The following is a 22,889-nucleotide window of genomic DNA, read 5'->3' on the forward strand; positions in this document are numbered from 1 at the left end:
AGGTTCCACGACGTTTGACTGCCATTTCAAAAGAATGCATTCTGCATTAAACATTATTTACGCACACCGGAGCACAGCATGAATACCGAGAACCAGAAGGGAGACGTCGGCGCAGCGCCGGCACAGGGCTTGATCACCGACGAGGCAATCGCCGCCGCCAGGGCCATGATCGGGCTGCAGCTGCGCCCCGAGGGGCCCTATCTCCAGGACGCCACCGCCGACACCCTGCGCAACTGGTGCAACGGCATCGGCGACCTGAACCCGCTCTACCGGGATCCGGGCTACGGTCCGGCAAGCCGCTACGGCAGCATGATTGCCCACCCCAACTTCCCGATGGCGTTCGGCTGGCTTGGCCGCACGCGCTGGGGCCTGCCCGGCGTCCACGGCTTCTACGCCGGCAACGACTGGGAGCTCTTCCGCCACGTGCGTCCGGGCGACCGCATCACCGCCATCGAGCGCGTGGTCGGCGTGGAGGAAAAGCAAAGCAAGTTTTCCGGCCGCCTCGTCCTCCAGTACGTCGAGGCCTGCTACTACAACCAGCGCAGCGAGCTGGTGGCACGCGCCCTCGGCACCTGCACGCGCCACGAGCGCAAGGCCGCCAAGGACGCCGGCAAGTACAAGGAAATCGAAACCCACCAGTACACCGACGAAGAGCACGATCGCATCGACCGGATGGTGCTCGACGAGCCGAAGAACATCCGCGGCGAACACACCCGCTACTGGGAGGACGTGGAGGTGGGCGAGGAACTGCCGACCATCGCGCGCGGCCCGCTGTCGCTGATGGACACCATGGGCTTCCTGGTCGGCTGCGGCCGCGGCCATACCCACGGCGTCGTGCTGCAGGCGGCCGTCAAGCATCCGGGTCACTTCTTCCGCAACCCCGAGGCGGGCGGCGGCGTGGAGTACACCGGCATCGGCCACCACCGCGAATCCACCGCCAAGGAAGTCGGCGTTCCCGGCACTTACGACTACGGCCCGCAGCGCTCGGCCTGGATGTGCACGCTGGTCACCAACTGGATGGGCGATGCCGGCTGCATCAAGCGCATCCGCACCCAGATGCGCCGCTTCAACATCATGGGCGACACCACGTTCTGCAAGGGCACGGTCGTCAAGAAGTACGTCAAGGACAACACGCCTCTGGTGGATATCGAGATCGCGGCCGAGAACCAGCGCGGCGAAGTGACCACTCCCGGCCTGGCCACCGTCGCGCTGCCTTCGCGCGACGTCAACCTGCCAGCGTTCATCGACGGCTCCGGCTGCGACCTCGAACTCCCGGTCACGCGCTGAGCCGGGCGAGGTCGACTTGAACGCAACAGCAGCGATGGACAGGACCACCAACGGGGCGACTCCGCTCCCGTTGGCGGGCTGCAGGGTCATCGAGCGCGCACGCACGGTGGCGGGCGCGTATGCAGGCCGCCTGCTCGCCACCCTGGGTGCGGACGTGCTGATGCTGGAGCCACCGGGCGGGTCGGTGCTGCGCGCCGCCCCGCCGTTCCTGCCTGGCGAGAATGGTGAAAGCGCGTTGTTCACCTACCTCGCCTGCGGCAAGCGCAGCCTGGCGTTTGATCCTGCCAGCGACGACGCTCGTGACGTGGAGCATGAACTCGCGCGCGCAGACATCCTGATCGACGACACGCCCGTCAATGAGCGTGCGTCCACGGACTGGTCGGCCCAGGCGATCGCGGCGCGCTTTCCCTCCCTTATCCACGCCAGCGTCCTGCCATTCGGCGCGACCGGTCCGAAGGCCGGCTGGCGCGGCGAGGAGATCAACCTCGTGCACGCCAGCGGCGAGGGCTTCCTGCTTCCCAACGGGCTTTCCAACGAGCTGTTCCCCGACCGCGCGCCACTGAAGATCTATGGTCATTTCGCCAGCTACCAGGGCGGATGCGCGGCGGCGCTCTCGGCCCTGGCCGCATGGTGGGCAAGGCCTGCGCACGGCGGCCAGCAGGTCGATGTGTCGGTGCAGGACGCCATGCTGCTGTGCGGCGCCTTCGCACTGCAGCGGCTGGGCGATGGTTCGCTGGAACACCGCGCTTCGCGCAGTTTCAAATACGGCGGCGTGTTCGAGGCCCGCGACGGCTTCATCGAATTGCTCACGCTCGAGGACCGGCAGTGGAATGGCCTGGTCGAATTGCTCGGCAGTCCGGAGTGGGCAACCGATCCCGTGCTGGATGACGGACTGGAGCGCAGCCGACGCGGCGCCGAAATCAACCGCCATATCCGCGCATGGATGGCGGTCCACGACGTCGACGACATCGTCCGCAACGCCCAACGCTTGGGCGTGCCTGCGGCCAAGTACCGCACGCCGCACGAGGTGATCCACGGCGAGCACGAGAAGTCGCGCGGCCTGTTCGCGCCACTGGCATCGGAGCATGGCCCGGCCGCGAGCGTGCTGGTCGCACCCTACCGCTTCCGCCTGTCCCCGCTGCACCCCGGGAAAGCCGCGCCCCGACTCGACGATGCCCGCCCGCGGAGCAAAGAAGAGGCCCGGCCTTGAACACCGCCACCGCACCCCTTGCCGGCATCCGCATCGCGGACTTCACCATCCACGCTGCGGGACCGTTCTGCACCCATCTGCTCTCACAGCTCGGAGCCGAGTGCATCAAGATTGAAAGCGCCGTGCGTCCGGATGCGTTCCGCAAGCCACATGCGGTCTACGGGCGCATGACGGCGGCGACCTTCGACCAGGTCGCCTCCAACAAGCATTCGGTCCGCCTCAACCTGAAGAAGCCCGAGGGCGTCGAGCTCGCAAAACGACTTGTCTCGATCAGCGATGCCGCGGCCGAGAGCTTTCGCCCAGGCGTCATGAAGCGGCTCGGCCTCGACTTCGACTCCCTGCTGCAGGTGAAGCCGGACCTCGTGATGCTGTCGCTGTCGTCATCAGGACAAGCGGGCCCGGACTCGCACTTCGCCGGATACGCACCGCTGTTCGGTGCCTGGGGAGGCTTGGGCTGGATGAGCGGTTACAGCGACGGCCCACCGATGGAGATGCGCCACGTGATGGACCACTCCGCCGGCTTTCATGCCGCCGTCGCGCTGATGGCGGCACTGCACCAGCGCCGCCTCAACGGACAGCCGCAGCACATCGACATCGCCGCACGCGACGTGGCCTCCGCGATGATCGGCGACGCGCTGGTCCAGGCGAGCGCCGGCGGCACGCCCACACGTCCGGGCAACGCCGACCTGGCGATGGCGCCGCACGGTGTCTATCCCACCAACGTGCCCGACCGCTGGCTCACCATCGCGGTGCGCGATGACGCCGAATGGTGCGCCCTGGTCGGCGTGCTGGGCCAGGACGCGCTCGCAGACGATCCGCGCTTTTCTTCGCCGCATGCGCGACACGCACATGCGGAACAGCTTGATGCAATGCTGTCGACCTGGCTTCGCGCCCACGACTCCGATGTGCTGTGCGAACGCCTGCAGCAGGCGGGAGTTCCGGCTCACGTGTCCTGGAACATGCAGGACATCACGGCCGATCCGCACCTGCTCAGCCGGGGCACGCTGACCGTCGTCGACGATCCGGCCAACCCGTCCCGCCTGGCGGTCGGGCCACCGGCCCGGTTCTCGCACAGCAGTGACGTCGGCATCCGCCGCGGCACACCTGCGCTTGGGCAGGACGAAGACCGTGTCTATGGTGAGCTGCTGGGACTCGATTCACGCCAGCGTGCCGACCTCGAGCAGCGAGAGATCATCTACTGAGTTCGGGGCCAGTGACGCGCCTCGCCCCTCATCCCGCAGAAGGAACCAACCTATGACCACGAAATCGATCTACCTCGTGCTCGACATGATGAACGACCTGGTCCACGCCGACGGCCCCAACGGCAAGGCGGCCTATGGTGAGCAGGTACGCGAGCGACGCACCGTCGAAAACACGCGCATCGCCATCGACAAGGCCCGTGCGGCCGGCATCCCGGTCGGCTTCGTTCGCGTCGGATTCTCCCCCGACTACCGCGAATGCCCGCCGGCCTCGCCGATCTTCTCCGGCGCGAAGCGAAATGGCATCTTCAAGCTCGGCGAATGGGGTACTCAGACGCATCCCGACCTCGGCCAGCGCGCGGAGGACTTCGACATCGTCAAGCACCGCGTCAGCCCGTTCTACAGCACCAGCCTGGACGCGATCCTGAGCGCGCGCGGCATCACAAGGATCTACTGTTCGGGGATATCGACCAACGCCGTCGTCCAGGCCGTGGTGCGCGAAGGCCACGACCGCGATTACGAAATCGTGGTGGTCGAGGACGCCTGCTGCGGCATGTCCCGGGAAGAACACGAGATCGCAGTGAAGAGCTTCCAGCGGTTCTGCACCCTCACGAGTTCGGCCGACGTGGTTTTCGAGTAGGCGTGCGGCGATGAAATCCATCGCGCGCGTGCGCAGCCTGCTCTTTGTCCCGGGCAATCGGCCCGACCGGTTCGCGAAGGCTGCCACGAGTGGCGCGCACGCGGTCGTGCTCGATCTTGAAGACGCCGTGTCGCCGGACGACAAAGCACGCGCGCGCGACGCCGTGGCGGCATGGCTGGCATCGGATGGCGACGGCATCGTCCGCATGAACGCCGTCGAGACGCCATGGCACGCGGCCGACATCGATATGCTTGCGCGGAGCCCGGGCACCACGGTGATGCTGCCCAAGGCCGATGCCGACTCCATCGCCCGCACCATTGCGGCCCTTCCAGGGTATCCAGTGATCGCGCTGGTGGAAACGGTGCGCGGCTACAAGGAGCTGCCCCGGATCGCCGCCAGCCACGGCGTGCAGCGGATCGCATTCGGAAGCATCGACTTCGCCGCGGAAAGTGGAATTCAGGATATCGGCGACGCGATGACTTCCGTGCGCAGCGCGATCGTGCTGGAGTCCTGCTTCGCCGGTCTTGCTGCGCCCCTTGACGGCGTAAGTACCAGCCTCGACGACGAGTCCGGCATCCGCACCGACGCGCTGCGCTCCCGCCAGCTCGGCTTTGGCGGAAAGCTCTGCATCCACCCCCGCCAGGTGCTGGCGGTGAACACCGCTTTTATGCCCACCAGCCACGACGTCGACTGGGCGCAGCGCGTGCTGGCGGCCATCGAGGCCAGCGACGGCGGTGCGACAACGGTCGATGGAAAGATGATCGACAAACCGGTGGTCGAACAGGCCCGGACCATCCTCGCAGACGCGGCCGAAAGCACCTGCTGACTCGATCGCAAGGGGGCTCATTGGCCCCCGCCCCCGGCGGCGCTACACTCGCTGTTGACAACTTGTTCCAGGCTCCCCTCTTGCCTACTTCGACGATGGACTACCGCACCAAGGAAGAGCAAGTCGCCGACTTCCTGCGCGAAGGCATCATCTCCGGTGCCTATCCGCGCGGATCCAGGCTCAAGCAGGCGGAGCTTGCCGAGCAGTTGAACCTGAGCATCACGCCGGTCCGCGAAGCGCTGAAGCTGCTTGAAGCGGAAGGCTACGTCAGCCGCGACTCTTACCGCGGCGCCAGGGTCATGCCGTTTGACCCGGACGCGTCCGGCGAAATCCTGCAGCTGCGTCTGCTGCTCGAAGCGCAGCTGGTCCGGGGCGCCATCGAGAAGATCACCGCCCAGGACATCGAAGAGCTGCAGGCCTTGGAAGCCCAGTTCGACCGGGCCTTCGCAAGCGGGGACCGGGCCGTGGCCCGCGGAATCAACTACCGCCTGCACCGGCGCCTCTACGACATCGCCGAAATGCCCCATACCCTGCATTTCGTGCAGATCCTCTGGGCACGCTACCCGTTCGACGTGATCAACGCGGCCGATGGCCGCGGCCAACACGCGGCCCAGGAGCACCGCGCGATCCTCGATGCCATTGCCGCGCGTGACATCCCGGCCGCCATCCTGGCCATGCAGACGCACATCGAGTCCGGCTGGAACGTCCTCAGGGCTGAAACCACCTGACTGCTGACGCGCGGCGCTCAGGCCTGTGGCGTGGGCCTGTGCCAGGTCAGCTCGTCCTCGCCTGCGACATGGACGGCGCCGCCCTCCAGGAGTTTGGCCGCGTTCTCATCACTGATGCCCAGCGATGCCAGCAGTTCCCTCGTGTGCTCGCCCAGATGCGGCGGCGGAAGTCCGCCGGCCGCACCGCTGGTTCCGGGAAACTCGGGAACCTCGAATTGCAGGCCATGGAAGTCGAGTGCCCGCAGCTTGCCCGGGTATCGGGCCTGGGGAGCCTCCAGTACGCGCTCAAGCGGCAGTACCTCGGTGAAGCCCAGCCCCGATGCGCGCAGCAACGGCACGACTTCCTCGAAGGATCGGCTGGACATCGCATCGCGTATCGCCTTCTCGACGCGTTCCCGCTGCTTCTTGCGCTCCCTCAGGCGATCAAGCGCAGGGTCCTCCGATTCGGGCATGGCCAGCCCTTGCGACAGCTTCTTCCAGTGCGCGTCGGTCAGCACCAGCAGGTAGAGCCAACGGCCATCGGATGTCTGGTAGGCACCGTACCCCGGCATCGCGAATTCGCCTCCCGCTTCCTTTTCCGGCCTGCCCAGCAGCTGCGTCTTGATCTGCACGCCGGCCAGGTCACGTCCGGCCACGTGCAGGCCCGTCTCGTAGAGACCGATTTCGATATAGCGCTCCGATGCAGGCAACGGCTGCGGCAAAAGCATCGTTGAAAGGATGCGGATGACCGCGTATGCCCCCGCGAACTGGTCGTGGTACGACGGTCCCAACCTGCTCGGGCGACCATCGACCCGATGGTCGTCCATCACACCGGTGGACGCTTCCGCAACGGGATTGGTTGCCAGGTCATCGTGCTGCGGCCCTTCCCCATAGCCGCGGATATGGCAGTAGACGAGCTGCGGATTGACGTCGGCGAGGTCGTCCGCGGTGATCCGCAGCTTGCGGGCCGCAGACGGTGACAGGTTGTGGATGACGACATCGGCACTGGCAACCAGCTGCCGGAACACATCAAGCCCTTCCGTCGACGCAAGATCGATCGAGATGCTCCTCTTACCATGGTTGTACGCGATGAAGGTCCCGCTCGGGCCACCGCGCACCAGGGCACGGGTCGTGTCCCCGGTGGGGGGCTCCACCTTGATCACCTCGGCGCCAAGCTGTGAGAGCAGGTGCGTCGCGAAGGGCGCAGCGATCATCGTGCCGAGTTCGATGACGCGGCGACCGGACAGGGGTTGATTCGACATGTAGGGCTTTGACCTCGATTGATATGCGCTTGTTGCGGTGTTCCGTGACGTTTCCGGTTACTGCATCGGCAGGGGAACGATGGCCGGCTGCCGGCTCTTCATGGATCCAAGCATGATCATCACCAGCATGGCGATGCCGCAGGCTCCGGCCACGTAGCCGAAGGTCCAGTCGAATGCCAGTCGACTCGGATAGTGCACGTCGCTTCCCGGAACCCGGATCGTGTCGACGGTGACGAGGAATCCAATCATGGCCGCGCCAACCGCCTGGAAGATCGAGCGAACCACGCTGTTGACGCCAACGGCCTCGCTTACGCGCTCTGGCGGTGCGTGTTCGATGATGATGGTAGGCAGGGCTGCATACACAATTGGCAGACCCGGCCCAAGCAGCAGGCCTGCGGCGATCAGCGCCGGAAGTTCATGCCGCGCCAGCATGAGGATGCTCCATCCGGCCACCAGCATGACCGTTCCCACCAGCGCAGCAGAGCGCGGGCCGTAGCGCGCGCTGATCTTCCCGGAGACCGGGCCACCCAGGATGCCTGCCCACAGCACGGGGCCGAGCATCGCGCCGGTCGTCGTTGCCGACAGGCCGAGACCGCCGTACTCCGATGGCTGCTGCATGAACAACGAAAGCACGTAGCCGAACTGAAACGCCCCTGCTCCAAGGAAGCCCATGCATAGATAGGCCGCCGCGATGGGCCTCACACCCATCAGGCGCACGTTGATCAATGGATAGCTTTCGCGCCACTGGTGCAGGAACCAGTAGCCGAGAATCAGACTCCCGCCAGTCATCATCAGCAGGGTTCTCTGATCCGTCAGCCCCCATACGCGGGCCTGCCCGATCCCGTACATGAGCAGCACGATTCCAGGAGCGAACAACACGCCCCGAAACACGTCCATCTTCGGCCTTGCCACGACCTCTGCCTTTCGTGCGGGAATGAACAGCAGGACCATGATGGTCCCGATAGCTGCGAAGCCCGCGCTGAAGTAGAAGATCGCATGCCAGTCGAAGCGATCGACGAGCCAGCCGCCAAGAAGAAGGCCGCCGCCTCCGCCCGCCATCACCGCACCCACGATGACCCCCACGGCAAACGGAACCCGCTTGCGCGGCAAGCGCTCACTTGCAAGGCCCAGACAGAGGGGCAGGATCGTTCCCGATAATCCCTGTATGGCCGTGCCCGCGACCACGCCGCCCAACGTTGTCGAGAACGCACTGACCAGTGACCCCACCGCACATGCGGCGAGTACGATCAGCAGCACCTTGCGCCGGCCGTACAGATCACCCAGCCGGGCACACAAGGCTGCGGCAACCGCCGACACGAGGAGACACCCTGTCAGAATCCACCCCGCCTTCAGCGGGTCGCCGAACACACCGACGAATCTCGGCATCGCCGCGAAGATCATCGACACTTCAAACGCGGACGTGATCTCGGCGAACACCAGCGCGATCAGGATGGGCCAGGTGCGAATGGCGGATCCTTGCATGGTTGCATTTCCGCTGCCCGACAAACGGGTCAGTCCTTGCCTTCGAAAACGATGGCGTGGAACGTGGCGACTGACTGTCGATGCGGAATCGCGCGCTGGTACGCATCACTGGTGTACCAGGCGAGCGCATCGGCGTATTCGGGGAATTTGAGCATCGCCACGTTCTCGATGTTGTCTCCCTCAACCACCTCGAATCGGGTATTGCGCGTGGCGATCGGGGTCAGCTTGTCCAGCGGCGACTGGTTAGCATGTGCCGAGTAGGCCTCCAGCGCGGCTGCGTAGCCGTCCGGGTCGGTCGTCTTCTTACGAATGATCACAACGTATCCAGCCATCTCATTGCCTCGTTGAATGGAACATGCAGATCCGTCCGATGGGGCAGTGCACGCAATGCACTGCCCTGGCGGAACTCAAAAACGCCAGGAGAAGCGCGCCCATACCTCGCGGCCACGCTCCACGAAGCAGCTGCCCTCGTCTTGGCCCGCCGGGCCACCCTGCTCGGCTCCGGAAACCTGCCCGCCGAGAATGCCGCCGTTCTGGCTGTTGTCGTTGGAACAGCGGCCGACAACGTTCTCGTCACCCAGGTTGCGGCCGATCAACGCGATCTCCCACTTGTTGTCGACCCCGCTCAACGCTACCTGTGCGTCGTACTTGACGAAGGAGTCCTGCGGGAAGCCGGGCGGATCGACCAGGGTCGTGGCGTACTCGGAGACGTAGTTCAGCCCCGCGCCATAGTTGATCCGCTTGCCGTCGGACAGGTAGATTTCGTGATCGAAGGACAGGAATCCGCTCCAGTCCGGCGCCCGCACCAGTCGCCGCCCTGAAAGGTCCTGTGCCGAGTAGCGACCGGTGCCGGGATTGAACAACTGGTCGCAACCCTGGGCGATGGTCTGGCCATTCCCGCAAGGTGCATTGGTGAAGGAATCGTAGCGGGCGTGGTTGTAGTTCAGCGCGGCATTGATCATCAGGCCGCTGACCGAATCGGGCATATAGGTCATGTCGAACTCGACACCACGCACGTTCGCCGATGCGGCATTCAAGGTCCGGGTGAAGACCAGGTAGCTGCCGTTGCCGACGTCGCTCAGCTCAAGCGCGCCCACCTGCAGGTCGGTGTACTTGTAATCGTAGGCAGCAAGATTCGCCGAGAGTTTGCGGTCGAATGCGCGGAACTTGACACCCACCTCGCCACCCTTGGCCTCTTCTTCACCGAACGATGCCGGGCGATCGGGCGCGGTGAAGTTGATGCCCATGAACGAGCCGGATTTGAATCCGGTCCGATAGGAGGCGAACAGGGTCAGGTCCTCGTTGGCCTTGTAGGCCACGGACGCTTCGGGCGAAACATTGGACGCGCTGATTTTCGGATCCAGGCGATCCGACCAGCCAATCGGGCCAACACCGGCATCGAAGTTGTACAGCGAGTGCCAACGCGTTTCGTCGGTCCAACGCGCACCCGCGGCGATCTCCAGCTTGTCGTTGACGTCCCAGATGGCTTGGCCGAACACCGACGTGGCCTCGATCTCCACGATGTTGAGCACGTGCTGCATCGTGCGCGGCAGGCCAAACAGGATGTTTCCGCCGATGTCGGTTTCGTTGCGGATCTCTCCCTTCTGATAGAAGGCGCCAAGCATGAAGTTCACGGGGCGATCCGCATAGTCCGAGAACAACCGCAGTTCCTGGCTGAACTGCTTGTTGTCGAACTGGTAGGTCTGTGCCATCAGCTGCCCCACCGACGACGTGCTGCCGGCAAACAGTGACCGGAAATCATTGGCGTAATGACCGGTGACCGAAGTCAGGGTCAGGTCGTCGCCTATGGCGAAGTTCATCTCGAGCGTTCCGAAGAGCTGCGTGCTGTCTTCGAATGGAATGCCGCCGTTCTCGCCGGCATCCGGGAATGCGGTGAGGTCGAACCAGGGCCGCCGGATCACGCGGTCAGCCTTGCAGTCCTCGCCTTCCAGGAAGGAGATGCCGATCGGGGGCACGCCACCGGTACCTTCGGGGCAATGGACGCTCTGGAATCCGGAGGCGGCGCCGTTCACCCGATAGTCGCTGTAGTTGAGCTTCAGGCGCGCGTTGAAACGATCACTGGGCTCGTACAACGCGGTACCGCGCAGCAGGGTTTCCCGGGCCGGCGCGTAGTCCTTGAAGTCTGGCGTGCGACCGCCAAGTCCTGGAACAGCCACCGCTTCATTCCTGAAATAGCCCTCCTGGTCGGAGAACCGGCCGGCGAGCCTGAGCTTGAGCGAATCGCTGAGCGGTCCCGAGATGATCAGTTCGCCCACCTTCTCCTCGGCCTCGGCCTCGTAACCGATCCTTCCGATCACTTCGACCTCGTCCGTCGGGTCGGCGCTGCGCAGCGAAATCACGCCAGCGGTGTTGTTCTTGCCGAAGAAAAGCGACTGCGGACCCTTCAACACTTCGATCTGGGCGACGTCGAACATGCCCAGTCCATAGGCCGCGCCCTGGCTCAGCGACAGGCCATCGATGTTCAGCGACACCGAGTTGTCCATGGTCGGATTGATCGCGGTCGTACCGATGCCACGCAGCGACGCCTGGACGCCGCTCGAGGTCACTCCGCTGCCAAGCAGCAGACTCGGGACGCGGGTGGCGATCGAGTAGAGATCATCGACCTTGGTGCGCTCCAGCGTCTCCTGTGTCAGCACGTTGGCCACCACCGGGACCTCGAAGATGGACTCCTTGCGCTTGCGGGCGCTGACCACCACCGCATCGAGCGTGGTGGCGGAGCCTGTGGATGGGTCGACGCCCTGTGCTTCGGCGATTTCGGGCGTATCGGCACCATGTCCGGCCACCGCCTCCCGGGCATCCGCAGGGGCGGCGATTTGCGACGCAAGGACCGCCGCTACTGCGATTGCCAATGCTTTTTTCGTTCCAGACATGATTACCCCCGGCTTGCTTGTCGATGGGCCCGGCATGCCAATGACGTAGGCCGGGCGTAATGGAACTTCGTCAGGTGGCAACGGCCAGGCCCGAACGCGGCCAAACGCACCTCGCCAGTTCAATGTTTTATGCAGGATGCATCATATATTCGTGTGTTCGAGGCCTAGACCCTGATCTGATACGCCCTGGCGCGCGCCGCGTCGGCGCGCGCCAGGTCCCCGTCAGTAAGCGCTGCCGAGGTTGTCTCCTTCCTCGCCGTACCACGTGCGGAACTCCTTGATCCCGGGGAAGTTCGGCATGTCCGCGTTGGCCTCCGGATCAATCTCCACGTGCACGACCGCCGGCTTGCCGGATGCCAGGGCACGCTCCACCGCCGCCGCGATGTCTTCCGCCCGATCCACGTACTCGCCATGCGCGCCGAAGCCTTCCGCGATGCGATCGAAGCGCACCTGTTTGCCCCAATGCCCCTCCGTCTCAGCCGTGTCCTTGCCCAGCGACGCGCGATAGGACGCCACTTCGATGCCCCATGCGTGGTCTACCCAGATCACTGACACGACGGGCAGGTTCTTGCGCACGGCGGTTTCGAGCTCGGCGATATGGAACTGGAACGACGAGTCGCCGGTCAGCAGCACCACTCGCCGCGAGTCGCCCACGGCGACCTGCGCGCCAACCGCATACGGCAGGCCGGGCCCGATGCTTCCGTAGTTCTGGTTCCAGAAGAAGTCCCTTGGGCGCATCTGCAGGAACTCCGTGAAGAACAGGCTCGACGAACCACCATCGCGGACAATCACCGCGTCCTTGGGCAATACACGCGTTGCTTCCACCGCCAGTGTCGCGGGATGGATCGGCTTCGAAGTCGTGGGGACGGACGCCAACGCCTTCTGCTTGAGATCGGCATGCGCGGCGGCCCAACCTGCAAGCTTCGCGCAACGACGGTCAACTGTGCCCTTTACTGCCGCCGAAAGCTGGGGCACCACCGAGCGCAGGTCGCCGACCAGCGGAACATCGATGGGCCGGTTGACTCCGATCGCGAGCGGGTCGTTTTCAAGGTAGATCCACTTGCGGTCTGTGCGGCCCCGGCTCCAATGATGCCCGCGACCGTAGTGCATCGGCTCGCCGATCTCGGTGCCGATGGCCACCACCACGTCGGCCTCGCCCACGATCTCGTTGGCGACGGACGTCCCGTAGGGGAAGGTGCGCCCATCCATGCCTTCGATCACGCTTAGCGCGCCCGTAGTCTGGATGATCGGACAATCGAGGGCCTCGGCCAATACACCAACAGCAGCGTGTGAGCGAGTCACGTGCGCGCCCTGCCCCACCAGAAGGATCGGCGAATCGGCCGCCTTCAGGAGTTCCACCGCATGTGCGATCGCATCGGTTCCGGCCTGCTGGCCGACAAGGCGGTACTGTCGCGGACTCAGTGCCGGCTGCACGACCAGGTCGGCGCCAAGCACGTTCTGTGGGAAGTCGATGTAGACAGGACCGGGGACTCCGCCCAGCGCCCGCCGGATCGCCTCGCGCACGATCTCGTCGGTCTGCTCCGGATACTCGATCACGCCGACGTACTTCATGGCTGATTCGAACATGCCCGTCTGGCTCACGTACTGCATTTTTCCCCGGCGTACCCGCTGTTCGTACAAGCGGTGTCGCTGGCCGCCGATGTAGATCGTCGGTGTATTTTCCTTCGCCGCATGGATGGCGCCCGATACCAGGTTGGCAACGCCAGGCCCCTTGTTTCCGATCACCACCGCCGGCTTTCCGGTCATCCGCCAGGACGCCTCGGCCATGAACGACGCGGCTTCCTCGTGGTGCGGCGCAACCACGTTCCATCCACGCGATTCGGCATGCAGGAACATCGAGAAGAAGCTCGGGTCAGGTATGCCGAAGATGGAGTTGATGCCCTCCGCTTCGAACAGTTCAACAATTCGCTCATGAATCTTCATGCGTCACTCCGCTGGTCAAGGATGCTCAAGGCGCTTTCGGGCTCGCGTGACCGCCGCGGCGGTACTTTCGGGGCTCGGCGCCATCAGGACGACCACCGCCAGCACGGCGCCGAGGATGGCCATGAAATAAAACGCCGACACGTAGGTCCCGGACCGGTCGAAGGCAAGTCCGGTCAGGAACGGCGCCAGCGCTGCGAATGCGTTGCTGAGCGGCATCTGCGAACCCAGGATGGTGGCGAACGATCCGGGTCCGAAGTAGCTCGCGACCGTCGAGTGCCAGCAGGTCAAGGCCCCTCCTGCACCGACGCCAAGCAGGAGGGCAAAGACCAGCATCATCGTTACGCTGTGGGCAAGTGTTGCAACCACGACCGAAGCGGACAGAAGGAGGATGAACATCGTCCACATCCTGCGCGGGTCGAACCGATCGCACAGGTAACCGGCCGAAAGCTTCCCGAAAACGCTCGACAGCGCAAATACGCTGATCGCAGAGGCGGCGACCTCGGGGCTGTGCCCGAGATCGCGCAGATGCGGGACTCCATGCGCCAGGACCGCGCTGCTGGGAACGGTCTCGCCAACGGCGGCCAGTCCTATGAACCAGAATGCCCGGGTCCGGGCCGCTTCGCGCAGCGTCCACACCCGCCGCACGGGCTGCGCCACGTCGATTACGGCGGCATCTTCGTCAGAGGCGCCATTGGGCCGCTGACCGATCGATTCCGGCCTGTTCTTCACGAACAGCAACGTGAGGGAGAACGAAACGCACGCGGCGGCCACGACGCAGTACCAGCCCCCGCGCCAGTCGCCCCCGTTCAAGGTGATCGCCTGATTGATCAGCGGCGCGGCGATCGACCCTGCCACGCCACTGCCGGTGAGCACGATCGCCAGCGCCATCCCCCGGCTCTTGATGAACCAGCTCGTGACACAGCTCTGCGCCGGGATGAGCGCACCCAGCCCACTGCCAAGCGCCACGACACCGCCGTAGACGGCGACATAACTCCAGCCGCTGTCCACGACGATGGTCAGCAACAGGGCTCCGATCGCAACCAGCGCGGACCCGAGCGCCAACGTGAATCGTGGGCCATGGCGATTGACCAGGCGCGCACTTACCGGCGCACTGCAGCCGACCATGAGCACGAACGCCGTGAATCCCAGCCCAAGCATGCTGCGGCTCAAGCCCATCTCCGCCGCCATGCTGGCGTTGGTCACGCTTGCGCCGGTGTAGCAGAATCCGAAGTTGATGCCGACAATGCAGGCGAGCACCGTTACCAGGAACCACCCATAGAACCTGGGCGCTGTCTTCAGCATGGGGCTTCCGCCAGTAGTGGCATGACCAAGTGATCTCACTCGCAGGAACATGTCATCAGGCGAGTCCCCGGGGCGATCTCAGCGATCGGCCTGGAAGCCGAAATCGAACTCGGTCTTCGTGGCATTGATGATCATGGCCCAGAAGGACCACCACGCAATGCCAACCGTCAGCGCCAGCGTGTCCTGGTCACCGAAGTGGGTGGCCACCCGACCGTAGAGCTCGGTGGGTACATCGCTGTCCACGACCGCCACGGTGTACTCCATGACAAGCCTCTGCTCGTCAGTGAAGGCATTCGCAGTTTCCCAGAAGGGAATCAGCGCCTGCAGCTCGAGGCTGATACCTGCGGCGGCCGCGGGATCCAGGTGCGACTGGAACGAAAAATCGCAGCCCAGTCTCCAGTTCAAGGTCTGCACCATGAGCTGTTGCAGGTCCCGGCGCGTACTGGTGAAGGGCATCTCCCGCACGACGTAGTCGCTCAAGCCGACCAGGCGCAGTGCAAGCTTTGGATCATTTGCCACCGTGCCGAAGGCCGCTGACTTGCCGGGGATCTCCGGATTCTCGACTCCAGGGAACATGTGATCGAACAATGCCTTGACTGCTTCCTTCGTCGATGCGTCCGCATCCGCCGGGTAGTCACCCGGCTTCATCATCGGCTTGATTCGCGCCATGTCTTTCTCCGTTCTCGTTGTTCGTCAGAACCAGCGGTACTCGAACTGCAGGGCGATCTCCCGCGGGCGGGCGAACGTTCCCGTGTGCTGGGTTGCGGGACCGCCGGGCGACGATGCCGTCGCGATCAGGTAGTACTCATCGTTGAGGTTGCGCCCGATCAGAGAGATCCGGAACTGCTCGCTCACCGGCATCAGATGCACGCCGGCGTTGAAGCGCCAGAACGAATCCTGGATTGCGCCGGGATGATTGTCGGGCTGCGTCTGGTAGTCCGAGCTGTAGCCCGCACCAAGCGAAAAATCGGCCAGCCAGTTGGCGCCAATATCGGCCCGATAGTCCATGCCAAGGTTCGCGGTCAGGCGCGGCGCACGCACCAGGTATTCACCGGTCAGCTCCTGGACGCCGCCGACGCAACCCTGGGCTGCCGTCTGCCCGGAATAGCACTGTGCATTGCGATAGTCGGTGTACTTGGCGATGTTGTAGCCAAAGTTCGTATTGAGCGAAAGCCGGTCGGTCGCCAGCCATTGCAGTGACGCGCCAACGCCCTTTGTACGGGCCTCGGCGGCGTTCCCGATGGTGAAGCTGATGGTGTTCTGGTTGAAGGTCGCGACCTGCAAACCTTCGTAGTCGTACTGGTAAGCGGTGATATCCATCCGCACGCGATTATCGGCCAGCGTCGCCTTGTACCCGACCTCGAACCCGTCGGTTTCCTCTTCATCGAACTTCAGCGTTTCGGGGTTGGCACTGGACTGGAGGATCGCGCCGTTGGAGAGTCCGCCGGACTTGTAGCCACTCTTGTAGCCAGCGTAATAGGTCTGGTTCCTGCTTGGCTTCCAGCGCAACGTGGCTTCCGGGGAAATATTGCTTCCGGAGAAGTTGGCGTGCACCACCTCGCCCACGGGAACGAGCGACATCGCGGTAGCGCCGATCGACTCGTTCCAGAACCGCCCGGTCTTGTCATCCTTGGTATAGCGCGCGCCCGCGGCCAGCTCCCAGTAAGGATTCAGATCCCATTGCAGCTGCGCGAAACCGGAGATCGTCTTCGAGTCGACGGACGCCTCCGTCTCGAACGTCGTCCAGTTCTGCGCCATCTCGTTGAAGCCACCGTGGAACAGGTCGGCGGCGTTGAACCAGTCCCGCGTGCTCTTTTCGTAGTACAGGCCGACCTGGTAGTTGATCGGGCTGTCGAAGTCCGAACTGAGGCGGAACTCCTGGGTGAACAGGTCGTAATCCTCCTGCTGACTGCTCCAAAGCAGGGAGTACTCGGTGTAGTCAGCGTTGTTGCTGCCCGTGATTTCCTGGCTGTAGAGGCCCGTAGTCGAAACAAGCGTGTGACGGGCGAAGTCCTTGTTCAAGGTCAAACCGCCGAGAAAGAACTTGGAATCGTAGAACGGAACGCCGCCGTTGCCGTAGGGCCAATTGACCGCGTACTCGGCCGGCAACGACCCCTCCGCTTTCCTCTTGTCCTTCCTGCAGTCCGACTGCAGCATCGGGATGCCGGAAATCGATGGAACCGTCTGCGACCCGGAGCAGAAAAGCTCCACATAGGCGTTCATCGCATTCATGGTCTGGGCGTCGTACGTCAGCTTGAGGTTCGCACTGAAATCATCAGTCGGTTCCCATAGCAGCGTCGCCCGGGCTGCCACGTTGTCGCCGTCGGGCCCCATATCGCCAAACGTCGCGCCCGGCACCGTGTACTCGGGACGGATGGGGTCGGCAACCGGTTCGGCCACGTTCCTGATCCATCCGTCCATCGCGCTTGCGCGTATTGCCAGGCGCCCCTTCAGCGTCGCGGCGAGTGGGCCCGACACCGCTGCCTCGAGGTAGCGTTCGCTGGCTTCGGCCTCGTAACCAATGCGTGCATAGCCTTCAAACGCGTCCGTCGGATCCTTGGTACGAAGGGAGATGGCGCCAGCCGGCGAGTTCTTGCCGAAAAACAAGGCCTGGGGGCCAGACAGCACCTCCACCTGGGCGAGGTCGTATACCGTGGAATTGATCACGCGTCCGCGGGACATGGGTACGCCGTCGACACTCACCGATACGCTCTGGTCGAGGCCCGCATCGGAGGTGGCGGAGCTGATGCCACGGATCGTCAGGAAGCCTCCCGTGCCGTTGGAGGCGCGGCCAATGATCACCTGGGGCGCGACCTCGCCGATCTTCGACAGATCGGTCGCCAGGTTCTTCTCCAGCGCCTCGGGCTGGATGGTGGTGATTGCAACCGGTACGTCCTGGATAGACTCGGTGCGCTTGCGCGCGGTCACCGTGACGGCATCAAGCGTCGTCGGCGTGGCGCTGGGAGATTCCTCTGCAACGGCGGCCCCGTCCTGTGCGTTCGCGGCCGCTGACATTGCAAGAATGGATGCGGCACTGCACATCACAGACAGGATCTTCCTACGCATGGCTCTCTCCCAAGAGTTGCAATAGAACGGAGCAGATCCGATTTGGACACGGTCCGTCTTTCGTGTGATGACCCTAACAATCCCCCTGCCTCCGGCAGTTAACGCCTCGCGACAAACGAGGCGCTCCGCACGACGGACACGGGAAGCTTGTATCGCTGCCGAAAACCACGCGCTGAACGCGTGCCGGTGACCGTGCCTTTTGCCACATGCGCGGAAGAAGCCAACGCAGATACTCCTTCGCGAAAGGACTACGCCGCGCTCACCGGCACGTTCCGGCGTCCGCGGCCAAGCCGGCTCAATGATGCGAACGCACCGACCGACGACCTGCGGAGAGGTCGTAATCGTGCTGCGCATCGCTGAGCGCGCGCAGGAACGGGCCGATTCCAGGATGCGCCATGTAGCTGTCATGGCAATGCTTGAGCCCACCTGTAACGGCCGGGTCCTCCGGCAGATCCAGCATTGCGCTGATCCGCCGGGAAAGGTGCAGCGTGGGTGCAAGCATGCAATCCAACATCGACCATGGCGCCTGCACCTTGCCCGATGGCGACGCGACGATCTCCGACAGCAGCCTCGCACCGCGGATCCAGTCCTGGACTTCCTGGCCGACTGCATCGTCGTTGCGTCCCGCGGGATCAAGCTGGCGGAACAGGCGGATAACGGGTGCGGCAAAGTATAGATCCACGATCCTGCACGCCGAATCCATCCTCGCCCTGGCGGCGGCCTCGACAGGGAGCAATGATGGCGACGGGAAGCAGTGCTCCAGGTAGCCCAGGATCGCGGCGGACTCGGCAATTCCATGCCCATCATCCGTCACCAGCACCGGAATTTTTCCGACCGGGTTGATGTGCAGGAACTCATCGGAGCGGACTCCGCCTGCCGGCAGGCTCCTGGTCCTGACCTCCTGCCCCTTGGCAGCGGCACCCAATGCCACCCGGACGCTGAAAGGGGACACCGCGCTGCTGTAGATTTCCACTCATCGACCTCTTCGGCTGGACGGATCAGCCAGCCGCATCGGCAGGGTTGTACCCGACATACGACACCTCCTCCACGAACGCATCGAACCCGAACGCACCCCACTCGCGCCCGTTGCCCGACATCTTGCAGCCGCCAAACGCCGTGTAAGGATCGAGCAGGTCAAGGTCGCCGTTGAGGTTGACCTGCCCTGCCCGGACGCGGGCACCGACTTCGCGCGCCTTCTCGATGGTGCCGGCGTGCACGTAGGCGGCGAGGCCGTACGGCGTGTCGTTGGCGATGCGGACGGCTTCGTCTTCGTCGTCATAGGGAATGATCGCCAGCACCGGCCCGAAAATTTCCTCCCGGGCGATCGTCATGTCGTTGCGCACGTCTGAAAACACCGTAGGCCTGACATAGTAGCCCTGCTCCAGGCCCTCGGGCTTGCCGGGGCCGCCGACCACCACGGTCGCGCCCTCCTCGATGCCCTGCTCGATCAGGCCCTGGACCTTCCGCCACTGCGCTGCGTTGATCACCGGCCCGAGGAAGGCGCCGCTGTCGGGGGCACCCACCTGCAGCGTGTCGGCGGTTTCCTTCGCGATCGCCACCGCTCGGGCCTGCTGCGCGCGCGGCACCAGCATGCGCGAGGGCACGGAACAGGTCTGGCCGGAATTGATGAACATGTAGCGCACGCCCGCGCTGACCGCCTTCTGCAGGTCGGCGTCTTCGAGGATCAGGTTCGGACTCTTGCCGCCAAGCTCCTGGTGGACGCGCTTGACCGTGGGTGCAGCGTTGCGCGCAACCTCGATGCCCGCTCGCGTCGAGCCTGTGATCGACACGGCATCCACGTCCGGATGCGCGCTGAGCGTGGCGCCCACGGTCGGGCCGTCGCCGTACACCATGTTGAACACGCCGGCAGGCACGCCCGCTGCATCGAGGATGTCGGCCAGCACCTTCGCCGAATACGGTGCGAACTCGGCCGGCTTGAGGACGACCGTGCAACCCACCGCCAGCGCCGGGATGACCTTGGTCACCATCATCGCCACCGGCCAGTTCCACGGCGTGATCAGCGCGCAGACCCCGATCGGCTGGCGGCGCACAAGGCTGCTGCCGCGCACCGTTTCGAACGGATAATCCTTCAACACGTCGATGGCGACATTGATGTGCGTGGCGGGCAGCGGCACCTGCGCCTGCTCGGCCAGCCAGATGGGGCAGCCCAGCTCCGCGATGAGCGCGTCGACCATGTCCTTCTTGCGCGCCTCGTACTCGCTCGCGATGCGCTGCAGCAGCTCGATGCGCTCTTCTCGGGTGGTCTTCGAGTAGGTCGCGAACGCCTTGCGCGCTGCGGCCACGGCGCGGTCGACATCCGCCTCGCCGCCCAGCGCGACGCGCCCCGATACCTGCTCGGTGGTCGGGTCGATGACGTCCAGCACCGTGCCGCTGACCGGCGCCACCCATGCCCCGTCAATGTAGAACTCCAGGCAATCGCGCATCTCTTTCTCCATAAGGTCTCAGCCGTCCCGCTGGGTCCACACCGAAGTGCGCCCGGATTGGGACAGGTATTTCGTCGAACTCCAGCCGCCGTCGACGACGATGGTCTGGCCATTGATGAAGCTGCCGCCCGGCGAGCAGAGGAACGCGACCGTCGACGCGACGTCTTCCACCGTGCCCAGCCGCGTATGCGGCGTCATTTCCGTGTTCATGCGCCGGAAGGTCGGATCCTCCAGGCGGCCCTCGGTCATCGGCGTCACGGTGACGCCTGGCGCGACGGAATTGGCGCGGATGCCGGATGCGCCGTACTGGCATGCGATATGCCGCGTCAGTCCGTCCAGGCCAGCCTTGGCAGCCGAGTAGGCGCCGCCGCGCAGGCCGCCGACGACGGAGAACGTGGAGCTGATATTGATGATCGCGCCGCCGGGGCGCATGTGTGCCAGTGCGTCACGCGCAAGCCGGAACGGCGCGCGCAGCATCAGTCCGATGAAGTAATCCAAGTGTGCATCGTCCGCTTCGTGCAGCGGTTTCGGACTTCCCGCGCCGGCGTTGTTGACGACGAAGTCGATGCCGCCCCAGTGCTGCACCGCCAGCTCGACGATGCGCCGCGGCGCGTCGTCCGCGGTAACGTCCAGTGCGAGCGTCGCCACCCGTGACGGGTCGCCGATTTCGTCCTCGAGCGAACGCAGCCTGTCCGGATCCCGGCCGATGCCGACGATCGCCATCCCCGCCCCGGCAAGCTTCAGCGCGCAGCCGCGCCCGATGCCACTGCTTGCGCCGGTGATGATGGCGACCTGCGTGCGTGGTGTCTGTGTGTCCGTCATGCCATCTCCGTCCCGGCATTGCTTGCGCGCAGCGCCAGCGTGGTGCGGATCCCGTGTTTCAGAATTTTCCCGGCATCGTTCTTCGGCAGCGCCGCCCACGCCGCGACCTCTTCCGGAAACTTGAACTTCGCCACGCCGCGCTCCGCGAGGAATCCGGCTAATGCTTCCACATCCGGCGCCTTGCTCCCGCTCGCAGGCACGATCACCGCGCAGGCGCGCTCGCCGGTACGCAGGTCAGGAATCCCGACGATGGCGATCTCGGCGATCTGCGGATGTTCGAGCAGCATGTCCTCGATTTCCTTCGGTGCGATGTTCTCGCCGTGGCGGATGATGATGTCCTTGCTGCGGCCGGACACCACCAGGCAGTCGTCGCCCACCCATCGCCCAAGATCACCGGTCCGGTAGAAGCCATCCCTGTCGAACGCGGACGCCTCGTCTTCGGCGTGCAGGTAGCCCGCCATCATCTGCGGCCCCTGCACGCGGATCTCGCCTTCGCCATCGGCGGCCTGTCCAGAAAAGACGATGCGCACGTTCGCAACACCCGGCCGGCCATCCGTCGCGGCCGCACGATCAAGATCATCCCGCGCAGGACAGCCGACCGTGGTCACCGGCACCTCGGTCGATCCGTATACGCGCGTCACCGCGGCGCTGGAGAAATGCGCGGCGGCGCTGCGCACGAGCGACGGCGGCACCGAGGCGCCTCCGCACACGAACAGTTTGAGCGACGGCAGCTGCGATCCTTCCGCCTTCGCCGCTGCAAGGAGCTGCTCCAGGAACGGCGTTGCGCCGCAGATGTGGGTGCAGCCTTCGCGCGCGGCGAGCGCCAGCGCGGCCTGCGGCTCCCAGCGGTCCATCAGCACCGCGCTCGTGCCGAGCATCGCCGGCGCTTCGAATGCGTATATCGAGCCGCCAATGTGGCTGATCGGCGATGGCACCAGAAACACATCGCCTGGCGACACGTGCCAGTGGTGCCCGATCTGGCGCATCAGCGCATGCAGCGTGTTGTGGGTGTGCAGGACGCCCTTGGCACGGCCACTCGTGCCCGAGGTGTACATCACCATCCGCACCGCATCCGGATCCAGCCCTGGCAGCACCAGGTCGATACCGGCCCCGAACAGCGCTGCGTACTCCGCATGTGGCCCGGGATCGCCACGCACCACGTGCACCGCGGGTGGCGACTCAAGCTGGGCGACGACGCGTGCGAGCATTGCCGCATAGTCGTGGCGACGGAACTCCGACGGAATCAGCACCATGCGCGAGCCGATGTCGCGCAGCTGGAACAGCAGTTCGTGGTCGCGCATCGATGGAAGCACCGGATGCGCGACCATTCCCGCCAGGGTGATCGCGTGGTACAGCACCGCAGCTTCGTTCCAGTTGGGCAGCATGAACGACACCACGCTGCCGGCCGGCATCCGCGCCATCAGGCCCCGCGCGAGGGATACCGCCTGTGCATGCAGCGTACGTGCGTCGAGCCGCACCTCGCCATCGACCACAAGCACACGGCCGGGCGTGTCCACGGCGGCCCGGCGCAGGTCGTCGGCCAGGGTGCCGTCGATCCACCAGCCATCGCGATAGGCATCGGCGGCCCGCCGGGCGTCCCAGCGCAGCGAAAAGCCGCCCTTCCGGATTCGCCCCACGCTTTGCTCAACCACCATTCGACTACCTTCGTCGGCACCACGCGCCACGCTCATGCCGACATCATCGACAACATCGCTCCGTCCAGCATTGATGATTGGCGACAGGTGGCGGACCGGGTACGACGGTACGCACGCCCGTCACGCGCACGGGACATGCCGCCCTCGCGGGC

The 22,889-nt window shown here is 64.8% G+C and carries 18 protein-coding genes; 6 read left to right on the forward strand and 12 right to left on the reverse strand.

The window, feature by feature from the left end; genetic code table 11:
- Positions 1 to 78 precede the first annotated feature (78 nt).
- The 6 genes from ACW7GZ_RS03115 (at position 79) to ACW7GZ_RS03140 (ending at position 5,890) form a co-directional block, all read left to right on the forward strand.
- Positions 79 to 1,287, forward strand: coding sequence for an FAS1-like dehydratase domain-containing protein (locus ACW7GZ_RS03115; RefSeq protein ID WP_457007760.1), 1,209 nt, complete (start codon positions 79 to 81; stop codon positions 1,285 to 1,287).
- A 34-nt stretch (positions 1,288 to 1,321) separates the two neighbouring features.
- Entirely contained in the window at positions 1,322 to 2,497 is a 1,176-nt protein-coding gene (locus tag ACW7GZ_RS03120) for a CoA transferase (RefSeq protein WP_457007762.1), read from the forward strand.
- On the forward strand, positions 2,494 to 3,699 hold the full coding sequence (locus tag ACW7GZ_RS03125) for a CaiB/BaiF CoA transferase family protein (RefSeq protein ID WP_457007764.1): 1,206 nt from the start codon (positions 2,494 to 2,496) through the stop codon (positions 3,697 to 3,699). The genes ACW7GZ_RS03120 and ACW7GZ_RS03125 overlap by 4 nt, the downstream gene beginning before the upstream one ends.
- A 52-nt stretch (positions 3,700 to 3,751) precedes the next feature.
- Complete coding sequence (locus ACW7GZ_RS03130) at positions 3,752 to 4,336, forward strand: cysteine hydrolase (RefSeq protein WP_457007766.1); 585 nt, start codon at positions 3,752 to 3,754, stop codon at positions 4,334 to 4,336.
- 10 nt (positions 4,337 to 4,346) lie between these two features.
- The gene (locus tag ACW7GZ_RS03135) at positions 4,347 to 5,162 is read left to right on the forward strand and encodes an HpcH/HpaI aldolase/citrate lyase family protein (RefSeq protein WP_457007768.1); all 816 of its coding nucleotides are present in this window, start codon (positions 4,347 to 4,349) and stop codon (positions 5,160 to 5,162) included.
- 80 nt (positions 5,163 to 5,242) lie between these two features.
- Positions 5,243 to 5,890 carry a GntR family transcriptional regulator gene (locus ACW7GZ_RS03140; protein ID WP_457007770.1) on the forward strand — a complete coding sequence of 216 codons (648 nt, stop codon included), beginning with the start codon at positions 5,243 to 5,245 and terminating at the stop codon, positions 5,888 to 5,890.
- Between the two features lie 17 nt (positions 5,891 to 5,907).
- Here ACW7GZ_RS03140 and ACW7GZ_RS03145 read toward each other — a convergent pair whose 3' ends face one another.
- The 12 genes from ACW7GZ_RS03145 to ACW7GZ_RS03200 form a co-directional block, all read right to left on the reverse strand.
- Complete coding sequence (locus ACW7GZ_RS03145) at positions 5,908 to 7,131, reverse strand: CaiB/BaiF CoA transferase family protein (protein ID WP_457007772.1); 1,224 nt, start codon at positions 7,129 to 7,131, stop codon at positions 5,908 to 5,910.
- Between the two features lie 57 nt (positions 7,132 to 7,188).
- Positions 7,189 to 8,613 carry an MFS transporter gene (locus ACW7GZ_RS03150; RefSeq protein ID WP_457007774.1) on the reverse strand — a complete coding sequence of 475 codons (1,425 nt, stop codon included), beginning with the start codon at positions 8,611 to 8,613 and terminating at the stop codon, positions 7,189 to 7,191.
- 29 nt (positions 8,614 to 8,642) lie between these two features.
- On the reverse strand, positions 8,643 to 8,945 hold the full coding sequence (locus ACW7GZ_RS03155; protein ID WP_457007776.1) for a DUF1330 domain-containing protein: 303 nt from the start codon (positions 8,943 to 8,945) through the stop codon (positions 8,643 to 8,645).
- A 75-nt stretch (positions 8,946 to 9,020) separates the two neighbouring features.
- Positions 9,021 to 11,627 (reverse strand): TonB-dependent receptor, encoded by a 2,607-nt coding sequence (locus ACW7GZ_RS03160; protein WP_457007778.1) that lies wholly within the window; start codon positions 11,625 to 11,627, stop codon positions 9,021 to 9,023.
- 99 nt (positions 11,628 to 11,726) lie between these two features.
- Positions 11,727 to 13,448 (reverse strand): thiamine pyrophosphate-binding protein, encoded by a 1,722-nt coding sequence (locus ACW7GZ_RS03165; protein ID WP_457007780.1) that lies wholly within the window; start codon positions 13,446 to 13,448, stop codon positions 11,727 to 11,729.
- Positions 13,449 to 13,463: 15 nt separating this feature from the next.
- Positions 13,464 to 14,750 (reverse strand): MFS transporter, encoded by a 1,287-nt coding sequence (locus ACW7GZ_RS03170; protein ID WP_457007782.1) that lies wholly within the window; start codon positions 14,748 to 14,750, stop codon positions 13,464 to 13,466.
- Positions 14,751 to 14,828: 78 nt separating this feature from the next.
- Positions 14,829 to 15,419 (reverse strand): carboxymuconolactone decarboxylase family protein, encoded by a 591-nt coding sequence (locus tag ACW7GZ_RS03175; RefSeq protein ID WP_457007784.1) that lies wholly within the window; start codon positions 15,417 to 15,419, stop codon positions 14,829 to 14,831.
- A 24-nt stretch (positions 15,420 to 15,443) separates the two neighbouring features.
- Positions 15,444 to 17,816 carry a TonB-dependent receptor gene (locus ACW7GZ_RS03180; RefSeq protein ID WP_457007786.1) on the reverse strand — a complete coding sequence of 791 codons (2,373 nt, stop codon included), beginning with the start codon at positions 17,814 to 17,816 and terminating at the stop codon, positions 15,444 to 15,446.
- Between the two features lie 295 nt (positions 17,817 to 18,111).
- The gene (locus ACW7GZ_RS03185; protein WP_457007788.1) at positions 18,112 to 18,789 is read right to left on the reverse strand and encodes a glutathione S-transferase family protein; all 678 of its coding nucleotides are present in this window, start codon (positions 18,787 to 18,789) and stop codon (positions 18,112 to 18,114) included.
- A 25-nt stretch (positions 18,790 to 18,814) separates the two neighbouring features.
- The gene (locus tag ACW7GZ_RS03190; protein ID WP_457007790.1) at positions 18,815 to 20,260 is read right to left on the reverse strand and encodes an aldehyde dehydrogenase family protein; all 1,446 of its coding nucleotides are present in this window, start codon (positions 20,258 to 20,260) and stop codon (positions 18,815 to 18,817) included.
- Positions 20,261 to 20,278: 18 nt separating this feature from the next.
- Positions 20,279 to 21,082, reverse strand: a complete 804-nt coding sequence (locus tag ACW7GZ_RS03195; protein WP_457007792.1) for an SDR family NAD(P)-dependent oxidoreductase — start codon at positions 21,080 to 21,082, stop codon at positions 20,279 to 20,281.
- Positions 21,079 to 22,719 (reverse strand): AMP-binding protein, encoded by a 1,641-nt coding sequence (locus ACW7GZ_RS03200; RefSeq protein ID WP_457007794.1) that lies wholly within the window; start codon positions 22,717 to 22,719, stop codon positions 21,079 to 21,081. Before ACW7GZ_RS03200 ends, ACW7GZ_RS03195 begins: the two co-directional genes overlap by 4 nt.
- Positions 22,720 to 22,889: the final 170 nt, after the last annotated feature.

Source organism: Luteimonas sp. A537, from assembly GCF_054052065.1.